The organism is Streptomyces sp. NPDC059371, from assembly GCF_042751995.1.
Classification (GTDB): domain Bacteria; phylum Actinomycetota; class Actinomycetes; order Streptomycetales; family Streptomycetaceae; genus Streptomyces.
Genome location: NZ_JBHYXD010000031.1, coordinates 1 through 9,429, shown reverse-complemented (window position 1 = coordinate 9,429; position 9,429 = coordinate 1). Strand labels below are relative to the sequence as shown.

Here is a 9,429-nt window from a genome sequence, read left to right as displayed (position 1 = left end):
CCCCTCTCTCGCCGCGCCCCCCCCGCGCTCCCCACACTCTCTGACGTCCAGAGCGTTCGAGAGAGTATCCCCGGGGGGGGGGGCGGGGCCCCCCCCCCCCCCCGGGTCGCGGACTATAACCGCCGGTTCGGAATTACACCGACCCCGGAGTGCGCTGCTTCTGGTACATGGCCAGTGTGCCACGCCCGAACGAAGGTCATACGGCCGCACCTCTGTGGGGTGGCTCACAGCGGCTCGGCATGGACTTCCGCGGAACGGTCCCCCGGCCAACCTCCTTGGCCCCGCGCGGCCTTGGGGCAGGTCACAGGTTCCCGCAACTGGTCCATACCTATTGACGCTCTGGTCTAGTCCTCTTAATGTCCTCGATCAAGACTGCGTGATCATTCATTGCCGGTCCCCCCACGATCGACCCGGCGGCGGTGACGAAGGCCCTTGCCCCGCCGCCGGGTCTCCAGCCGGCCCCGCGCCGGGCCCACCGGGACGGCGGTGCGACCGGGCCATCGGAACGACGGCGGAGCGACCGGTCCTACCGGGACGACGGTGGTGCGAACAGTTCGTCCTGGGCGCCGTCGCGCGCGATCAGCAGGGCGCCACGCAGCACCGCGCCGCCGCCCAGCGTGCTCGCGCGCACCTCGGTCGGGAGCGGCGACATACCGGCGAGCCGTCGCCCGACCCGTGCCGCGAGCTCCTCGCCGCCCGCCTGGCCCACCTCTCCGCCGAGGACGACACAGCCGGGGTCCAGCACGGCGCTGACGGAGGCCGCCCCGATGGCGAGGCGGTCGGCGAGGGCGCCGAGGAAGCCGTCGGCCGTCGCGGAGCCGGGGGTCGCCATCGCCTCCCGGACCAGCGCCGCGGCATGCGGTTCATGGCCCTCGGGCCGGGCCGAGACGCCGTACCGCGCCGCCAGCTCCGCGATCGCCGCGGACCCGACCAGCGAGTGGAAGCCGCCCCCGCAGTCGGTCGCCGAGGGCAGGGTCGTGGTGCCCGGCACCGGCAGGAAGCCGATCTCCCCGGTTCCCCCGGAGGCGCCGCGGCGCAGGGCGCCGTCCAGGACGACGGCGGCGCCGGTGCCGTGTCCGAGCCACAGCAGGACGAAGGTGTCGCGGTCGCGGGCGACGCCGTCCCGCTGTTCGGCGATGGCCGCGAGGTTGGTCTCGTTCTCGACGAGGACGCGTGCCTCGGGGAGCCGTTCCTGGAGGGCCGCGACCAGGCGCCGGTGCCACTCGGGCAGGCCGGTGGAGTTGCGGAGTTCACCGCTGGCGGGATCGATCAGGCCGGGCGCCCCGATGCCGACGGTGTGCAGCCTGCCCCACCCGCCGTCGCGTTCGCGCGGGGGCGGCGCCCCGAGGGTCCCGGCCTCCTTCGCCGCCCGCTCGACCAGCGCGGCCGCCTGCTCCACCGCCGGTCCGGTCCCGGCGCCCTCCCCGATGGGCGCGGACGCCTCGGCCAGGACTCGGCCGACCAGATCGGAGACGACGACGGAGACTCCCTCCGTACGGACGTCCAGTGCGGCCAGGTGGGCGCGGTCCGCGACGATCCCGTAGACCCGGGCGTTCGGGCCGCGCCGCTGCTCCCCCGATTCCCCGACGACCGTGACGAGGCCGGAGGCCGTGAGGCGCTCCACGAGATCGGCGACGGTCGGCCGGGACAGTCCGGTGAGCTGCTTCAACCGCCCTGCCGTCAAAGGGCCTTCCTGCTGCAGCAGCCGCAGGGCGAGCCGGTCGTTGATGGCCCGTGCGGTGCTCGGGGATGCGGGCATGGCGGGAATCCTCCCAGATCGCCGAGGCCGCCGGACGACCGGGCGGTGAGCGGTCATCTATTTATCAGGCAGGGTTCCTGATAGTTTACGGCCGCACGCCGTGGAACCATCACCGGGGAGGGGCCCGAGCATGAGTGAAGTCGTCCACGACCAACGCGAGGTCAGGCGCGCCCGGTACGCCGTGGCGGCCGTGTTCGCCGTGCACGGAGCCGTCACCGGGTCCTTCGCGACCCGTGTGCCGTGGATCCAGGACCACGCGTCGGTCAGCGCGGGGCAGCTCGGCTTCGCCCTCGCCTTCACCGCGCTCGGCGCGTCCTGCTCGATGCCGCTGGCCGGCCGCATCACCCACCGCTTCGGCAGCCGCACGGCGCTGCGCGGGCTCATCGCCCTGTGGACGCTGGCCCTGATCCTGCCGTCCCTGGCGCCGAACCTGCCGACCCTGTGCGTCGCGATGTTCGTGTACGGCGCCACGGCGGGGATGGCGGACGTCGCCATGAACGCGCTGGGTGTCGAGGTCGAGAACCGCCTCGACAAGTCGATCATGTCCGGGCTGCACGGCATGTGGAGCGGCGGCGCGCTGATCGGCGCGGCGGCCGGCACGCTCGCCGCGCATCTGGGCGCCGACGCGCGCCTGCATCACGCCCTGGCCGCCGCGACCCTCACGCTCCTCGGCCTGGTCGCCTGCCGCTGGGTGCTCGACCTCAAGCCCACCGAGGACGAGGAGCCGCCGCCGCGGTTCGCGCTGCCGCCCCGGTCGGCGCTGCTCATCGGCGCGGTCGGCTTCTGCGCGGTCTTCGCGGAGGGCGCGAGCCTGGACTGGTCGGCGGTCTATCTGCGCGACCGGCTGGACACCTCGGCCGGTCTCGCCGCGGCCTCCACCACCGGCTTCATGCTGACCATGGCGGTGGCCCGACTGGCCGGCGACTCGATGGTGAACCGCTTCGGCGCCGTTCGCACCGTGCGGGCCGGCGGTGTACTGGCCGTGCTCGGCGGGCTGCTGATCGTCGTCGCGGAGCATCCGGCGGTGGCGATGGGCGGCTTCGCGCTGCTCGGGCTCGGGATCGCGGTCGTCGTGCCGCTCTGCTTCGCGGCGGCCGGGCGCAGCGGCCCCAACCCCAGTCAGGCCATCGCCGGCGTCGCCACCATCACGTACACCTCGGGGCTCATCGCGCCGAGCCTGATCGGGTCCGTGGCGCAGGCGACGAACCTGATGGTGTCGTTCGGGCTGGTCACGATCCTGGCGTTCGGGCTGGTCACGCTCGCGGGTGTGCTGCGCGCCGGGGATCGCGTCAGCCCGAAGGTCAGCCCTCCGAGCGCAGCAGTTCCCGGCCCACGTCCCTGAACCGGTCGCTCCACGGCGTCGGGCGCAGCGTCCCGGCGTCGAGCCGGACGAGCACCCGGGTTCCGTGCGCGTAGGTGACCGCGCCGTCGGGGGAGCAGAACCGGAAGCCGTACGTCAGCCCGGTGTTGCCGAGCCTCTCCAGCCAGAGGTGGACGGCGTACGGGCCGGGGCGGCTGACCGGGGCCTCGTAGCTGATCCGCAGTTCCTTGACCGCGTTGCACGAGTCGCCCGCCGCCTCCCAGTCGCCGTCGAAGCCGAAGCCGCGCTCGTTCCACAGCGCGGTCCAGGCGCGCTCGACCAGGACCGCGTAGCGGGCGTTGTGCAGCAGCCCGAGCGCGTCGAGGTCGTCGAAGTGGACGGTGACGGGCAGAAGCCGTCCGTACGGGAGGGCGGGGGCGACGGGTGCTTCGGCGGTCACGGGCGGGGCTCCTGGAGCGTGCTGCGGCGCGCGCACGGGGCGGGCCTGGCTGAAAGGACACCCCCATCCTAAGCAAACGCTCAGGAACCTCGTCCGGGCGGGATCAGCCCGCGATCGAGTCGAGCTGCTCGGCGGCGGGCCGCAGCTCCCACAGATCACCGCCGGGCGGCGCTTCGAGCGCCGGCACGGCGGCCCGCGCGGCCCGGTCTCCCGCGTCGGCCGCGGCGTGCACCACATCGCTCGCCGCGAAGCGGTGGAACTCCAGCTCGGGACGGCTCCACGGCTCGGCTCCGGTCGCGGCGGGCAGCAGGTAGTCGACGGCCTTGAACAGGCTCTGGCCGTCCGGCCCCCGGTACGCCCACAGGTCCACGCCGACCTTGTGGCCGATGGCCGCGAGCCGGGTGTACGCGACCAGGTCGAAGGTCGAGTAGTGCCAGCTCCGGGTCCGGGCGAGCTCCTGGGGCTGGCCGCCGTCCGCGGCGATCTGCGGGTCGATGCGCAGGGCGCCCGCGGCGAGCACGGTCCTGCGGGCGAGGTCCTTGTCGCCGGTGGCGTACGCGAGGGCGGCGAGCTGCATGTCGTAGAAGGTGCCGTGGTTGTTGCGCGCCGCGCCCTCCTCCTTGCCGAAGGCGCTGTCCGTCAGCCAGTCGCGGTAGCCGGTGTTCCAGGCGAGCATCGCGGCCCGGTCGCGCCGGGACCAGCCGGGGGCACCCGTGTCCAGGAGGGCGATCGCGTCGAGGACGCTCGTGTAGGACTGCGAGAAGTCGATGATGCCGATGGCCCGGCCGTCGTACTTGCAGGGGATGAACTGGCCGTGGTCCAGGTTCGGGTTCATCCGCGTGGCCGGGTCCAGGAACCAGGTGCGCAGGACCTGGCCGGCCTTCACCGCGTACCGCTTCTCGCCGGTGTAGTACCAGGCGAGCGCGAGGTCGTAGACGGAGTCGAAGACCTTCTCGACGTCCTGGCGGTCGGTGCCGGTGTCCACCTCGGGATTGCGCTGTCCGTCCCGCTGGACGTAGGGGCACCCCCAGGGGTTGCCGGCGGTGGCCGGCTGCGAGGGCCACCAGTAGGGAGCCTGGCTGAGGTAGTCGTGAACGTCGCCGCCGGGTGCGGGTTTCGGCTTGTCGACGACCGTCCAGGGGCCCTGGTCCAGCCAGTTGTCGGCGCGGGCCGTCAACGCGCGCAGGGAGTGGGCGAGTCGGCGGTCGCCCTTCTCCACCCGGGCGCGGGTGCGCCGCAGTCGGTCACCGTCCAGGACCACGGTCTCCGGCGATTCGGACGCGGCCCGCCCGGACACCGCGGGGCCGGCCGCGGACGCGGCGCGAGCGGACGCCGGGGGGACGGGCGGGGACGTCGTACGGGCGGACGCCGAGGGGACGGCGAGGGACGCGAGGGCGACCGCGGCCGCCGCGATCGTCAGGCTCAGTCTGGATCGTGCGCTCACAGAACACTCCGATCATACATATGAACGTTGTTCATGAGGTGGACCGGTTGAGCGTAGAGCGGCAGGTGGGACGTGACAATGGTCCGGACATATTCACGTACAGAGAAAGCGAACCCGCACCATGGACCTAGGCGTGCGCTGGAAACTGCACGGCGACGGGCGGACTCCCGCCCCGGGAGCGGTCGTCCGCCCCGACGAACGCCTCTCCTGGCCCCGGACCCTCGGGCTGGGTGCCCAGCACGTGGTGGCGATGTTCGGGGCATCTTTCGTCGCCCCCGTTCTGATGGGGCTCGACCCCAACCTCGCGATCATGATGTCCGGCGTCGCGACGGTCATCTTCCTGCTCGCCACCCGTGGCCGGGTGCCCAGCTACCTGGGCTGTTCGCTCTCCTTCGTGGGCGTCGCCGCCGTGATCCGCGCGCAGGGCGGCACCAGCGCCACGGTGACCGGCGCGTGCTTCGTGGTCGGCGTGGCGCTGTTCCTGGTCGGTCTGGCCGTCCAGCGGTTCGGGGCGAGGATCATCCACGCGGCGATGCCACCGATCGTGACCGGCGCGGTCGTCATGCTGATCGGGTTCAATCTGGCGCCGGTGACCGCCTCCACGTACTGGCCGCAGGACCAGTGGACGGCGCTGCTCACCATGCTGGCGACCGGCGCGGCCGTGGTGTGCCTGCGCGGCTTCTGGTCCCGCATCGCGATCTTCATGGGCCTCGTCCTCGGCTACGCGATCTCCTGGGCCTTCGACCGGATCTTCGGCCGGATCCACGCGGCGGACGCGAGCGGCGAGGTCACCGACCACTGGCGCCTGAACCTCTCCGGGGTCGAGCGGGCCGACTGGATCGGACTGCCGTCGTTCCACGGACCGGCGTTCCAGTGGTCCGCGATCCTCGTCGCGCTACCGGTGGTCATCGCGCTGGTCGCGGAGAACGCGGGGCACGTCAAGGCCGTCGGTGAGATGACCGGCGACCCGCTGGACGACGAACTGGGCACCGCGATCTCCGCGGACGGCGCCGCCTCCATGCTCTCCACGGCGGTCGGCGGCCCGCCCAACACCACGTACTCCGAGAACATCGGCGTGATGGCCGCGACCAGGGTCTACTCCACGGCCGCCTACTGGGCCGCCGCCGGCTTCGCCCTGCTCTTCGGGCTGTGCCCCAAGTTCGGCGCGGTGGTCGCGGCGATCCCGGGCGGTGTCCTCGGCGGCATCACCGTCATCCTCTACGGCATGATCGGCCTGCTCGGTGCGCAGATCTGGCTCAACGCCCGGGTGGACCTGCGCAATCCGCTGAACCTGGTGCCCGCCGCCGCGGGCATCATCATCGGCATCGGCGGCGTCACCCTGAAGTTCACGGACAACTTCTCGCTGAACGGCATCGCGCTGGGCACCATCGTCGTGATCACCGGCTATCACGCGCTGCGGGCGATGGCCCCGGCCCACCTCCGGCAGGAACCGCTGCTCGACTCGGGGACGTCGGCGTACGACGGGCCCGGGGATCAGCGCGCCAGCTCATAGGCGTACTCGGCCGAGAACGTTCCCGGTTCGCCCCGGCAGCCGTCCGACTCCCCCGGCGGCTTCACCCACAGGTAGGCGTCGATCCCGGATTCCCCGGTGTTCAGGGTCGGCGCGGGCCCGATCCTGCGGCCCGGCGGATCGCACCACTCCCCGCCGGGGGCGGCGCCGTTGCCGTTGCGGCTGGTGTCGACGACGGCGCCGAGGCCCGGGGGGCCGCCGAGCGCGGCGAGGACCCGCCGGTCGTAGGCGGTCTCGTCGGCCGTCCGGTTGAAGTTGGAGACGTTGCTGAAGACGCCGTCGGAGGAGGCGGCCGAGGCCGCGCCCGCCCGCCGCAGCAGCGCGGCCTGCGCGGCGGCCGGGTTCCAGTCGGAGTTGCCCGCGTCGTAGTAGACCCGGGCCCTGGGGTTCGCCGCCTTCAGGACCCGCCCCGCGCGGGCCAGGGAGGCGAAGCGGCCGGCCCGCTCCCCCTCGGTGAGGCAGTCGGACTCGGCGATCGAGTCGGGTTCCAGGACGACGACGACCTCGCGGGAGCCGAGCCCCGCCGCGAAGCCGTCGATCCAGCCGTCGTACGCGGCGAGGTCGGGCGCCCCGCCCTCCGAGGCGCCGCCGCAGTCGCGCCGCGGGACGGCGTACGGCACGAGGACCGGCACCCGGCCCCGCTCGGCGGCGGCCGAGGTCACGGCCCCGACCCGCGCGGTGACGGTGGACGGCGTGAAGTCCGCGAACCACACCGCGGCCGGCCGGCCGGCGATCCGGGACGCGATGACCGCGCTCCGGGCGTCACCGGGATGGGCGTCGACCCAGGCGCGTACCTGGGAGTCGGGGTGACGGTAGAGGAGGGCGGGCGGCGCCGTGGCCCGCGGCCTCCGCGCGCTCGGCGAGGGCTCGGCGGCCGGCTCCGGGAAGGCCGGCTTCGGAGGGGACGGGGTGGCCGAACCGCCCGCCGCCGTCGGCGCGCCGGACGGCGAGGGGGCGGACGAGCGGGCCAACGGCGGTCCCGCGTCCTTCGAAGCATGCCCGAGCGCGGACACCGTCCCCGTCACGGTGCCGGCCGCCACCACGACCGAGGCGACGGCGACCATGACACCGCGCCCCACGGACCTGCCGCGCTCGGCCCCGCGCTCGACGGGCCACTGGACACGTGAGCCTGACACGTACGGTTCTCCCACTCCGGCCCCGGCCGCGTTCCCCCGTTCTGGGGAAGCCGTCGGCCCGGCGGCACGCGGGCCACCCTAGGACTGGGACGCTGCCCTCATGGCGCAGTCGGCACAGCTCACCACTTCTGTTGACATGGTCGTCGCCCGTATGCGCGCCCTGGACGCGACGCTTCCCGAGCGCGACGGCCTCGCGGTCTTCAACCGCGTCTACCTCACGGTCACCGAGGAGTTCGACCGTCGTCTGGACGCCGGGGTGTTCCCCGACCGGCAGGCCGCGGCGGCGCTGGACGTGCGGTTCGCGGAGCGCTATCTGGCGGTGGCAGAGGAGGGCCCGGCACCCGCCTGCTGGCGGCCGCTGCTGCGCTTCCGCCGTCATCCGGGGGTACGGCCCCTGCAGTTCGCGCTCGCGGGCATCAACGCGCACATCGGGCACGATCTCGCGCTCGCCGTGGTGGACGCCTGTCGTACGCTCGGCTGCGAACCGGCCGACCTGGAGGACGAGTTCGACAGCGTGGGCGATCTCCTCGTCTCGCTGGAGGAACGCGTCCGCGAAGAGCTGATGCCGGGACCCGACCTGCTCCAGATCGCCGATCCGCTCACCCATCTGCTCGGCTCCTGGAGTCTGGAGCGGGCCCGCGAGGCCACCTGGGCGGCGGCGCGGGCCCTGTGGGCGCTGCGCGGACTGCCCGACCTGGCCGAGGAGTTCGGCGACCGTCTCGACGCGGCGGTGGGCCTGGCCGGCCGGATGCTGCTCACTCCCCTGCCGGACTGATCCGGCCACGCGACGCGGCCCTCGCCGGAACAACCGGACGCTCACTGTACGTTGACCTTCCGGCACACCCGGATGCGAAGGAGTACACCTGTATGACGACGCGACTCGGCCTCACCCTCCCGCAGATGAAGCACTACGACCTCGGACGGGACGTGCCCGGCGTGGCACGCGCCGCGGAGTCGATCGGGTTCGACAGCCTGTGGGTCTTCGAGCGGGCCCTGTTCCCGGACCCCCCGACCCAGGGGCTGTACGGCGTCGAGGGACTGGCCTGGCCGGACTCCTACCGCGGTGTCGCCGACCCCCTGGTGACCCTGGCCCTCGCGGCCGCGGTCACCGAGCGCGTCGAGCTCGGCACCAGTGTCCTGGTCGCGCCGCTGCACACCCCCTTCCAGCTCGCCAAGGCCCTCGCCACGCTCGACGCGGCCAGCGGCGGCCGGATCGTGGCGGGCCTCGGCACGGGCTGGTCCCTCGACGAGTACGCGGCCGCCTCCGCGCGGCCCTTCGAGGAGCGCGGCGACGCCCTGGACGAGGTGATCGGGGTGTGCCGCGCGGTGTGGGGCCCCGACCCGGTGGTCTACGACGGCACCCTCACCCGGATCGCCTCGGCCGTGGTCGGCCCCAAGCCGGCCCGGCCGATCCCGATCCTGCTCGCCGCCAACACGGGCAAGGCCCGGCGCCGGCTCGTCGACCACGCGGACGGGTGGATGCCGATCGGCATGGGCGTCGAGCAACTGGCCTCGCAGTGGCGCCGGTTGCAGGACCTGGCCGCCGAGCGCGGGCGCACCCGGCCGCTGCGGACCGTGCTGCGCACGAACCCGCGCTACACGCCCAAGCCGTACGCGGGCGACGACCGGCAGCCCTTCCAGGGTGACGTCGGACAGATCGTGGCGGACCTGGTCGCCCACGCCGAGATCGGCCTCGACGAGATCTTCCTCGACCTGCAGAGCGTGGTCCGGGACGCCGAGGAGCTGAAGGACGTGGCGGCCGAGGTGTACGAAGCGGCGCGGGCGGCCGGGGTGTGACC

Annotated in this window: 8 protein-coding genes; 4 read left to right on the top strand and 4 right to left on the bottom strand. The window is 73.5% G+C overall.

Annotation, left to right across the window (positions count from 1 at the left end; all coding sequences use genetic code 11):
• Window positions 1-526: 526 nt before the first annotated feature.
• Window positions 527-1,759, bottom strand: coding sequence for an ROK family transcriptional regulator (locus tag ACFXGX_RS19405; RefSeq protein WP_384792387.1), 1,233 nt, complete (start codon window positions 1,757-1,759; stop codon window positions 527-529).
• A gap of 130 nt (window positions 1,760-1,889) precedes the next feature.
• Between ACFXGX_RS19405 and ACFXGX_RS19400 the strand changes: the two genes are divergently transcribed.
• Window positions 1,890-3,101 carry an MFS transporter gene (locus ACFXGX_RS19400; RefSeq protein WP_384792384.1) on the top strand — a complete coding sequence of 404 codons (1,212 nt, stop codon included), beginning with the start codon at window positions 1,890-1,892 and terminating at the stop codon, window positions 3,099-3,101.
• Here the strand turns inward: ACFXGX_RS19400 and ACFXGX_RS19395 are convergent.
• Both ACFXGX_RS19395 and ACFXGX_RS19390 read right to left on the bottom strand, forming a co-directional pair.
• Window positions 3,061-3,519: an acyl-CoA thioesterase gene (locus tag ACFXGX_RS19395; protein ID WP_384792381.1), complete on the bottom strand. Its 459-nt coding sequence runs from the start codon at window positions 3,517-3,519 to the stop codon at window positions 3,061-3,063. The two genes, ACFXGX_RS19400 and ACFXGX_RS19395, sit on opposite strands and share 41 nt — an antisense overlap.
• Window positions 3,520-3,622: 103 nt before the next feature.
• The gene (locus tag ACFXGX_RS19390; RefSeq protein ID WP_384792378.1) at window positions 3,623-4,963 is read right to left on the bottom strand and encodes an alginate lyase family protein; all 1,341 of its coding nucleotides are present in this window, start codon (window positions 4,961-4,963) and stop codon (window positions 3,623-3,625) included.
• A 121-nt stretch (window positions 4,964-5,084) separates the two neighbouring features.
• Here ACFXGX_RS19390 and ACFXGX_RS19385 point away from each other — a divergent pair, with 121 nt between their 5' ends.
• Window positions 5,085-6,476 carry a uracil-xanthine permease family protein gene (locus ACFXGX_RS19385; RefSeq protein WP_384792375.1) on the top strand — a complete coding sequence of 464 codons (1,392 nt, stop codon included), beginning with the start codon at window positions 5,085-5,087 and terminating at the stop codon, window positions 6,474-6,476.
• On the opposite strand, the gene ACFXGX_RS19380 is transcribed toward ACFXGX_RS19385, so the two are convergent.
• Complete coding sequence (locus ACFXGX_RS19380; RefSeq protein WP_384792567.1) at window positions 6,458-7,558, bottom strand: glycoside hydrolase family 6 protein; 1,101 nt, start codon at window positions 7,556-7,558, stop codon at window positions 6,458-6,460. The two genes, ACFXGX_RS19385 and ACFXGX_RS19380, sit on opposite strands and share 19 nt — an antisense overlap.
• 172 nt (window positions 7,559-7,730) lie before the next feature.
• On the opposite strand from ACFXGX_RS19380, the gene ACFXGX_RS19375 reads away from it, so the two are divergent.
• A complete protein-coding gene (locus tag ACFXGX_RS19375) occupies window positions 7,731-8,405 on the top strand; it encodes a DUF5995 family protein (protein ID WP_384792372.1) in 675 nt (224 codons plus the stop codon).
• A gap of 92 nt (window positions 8,406-8,497) precedes the next feature.
• Window positions 8,498-9,427, top strand: coding sequence for an LLM class F420-dependent oxidoreductase (locus ACFXGX_RS19370; protein WP_384792369.1), 930 nt, complete (start codon window positions 8,498-8,500; stop codon window positions 9,425-9,427).
• Window positions 9,428-9,429 lie beyond the last annotated feature (2 nt).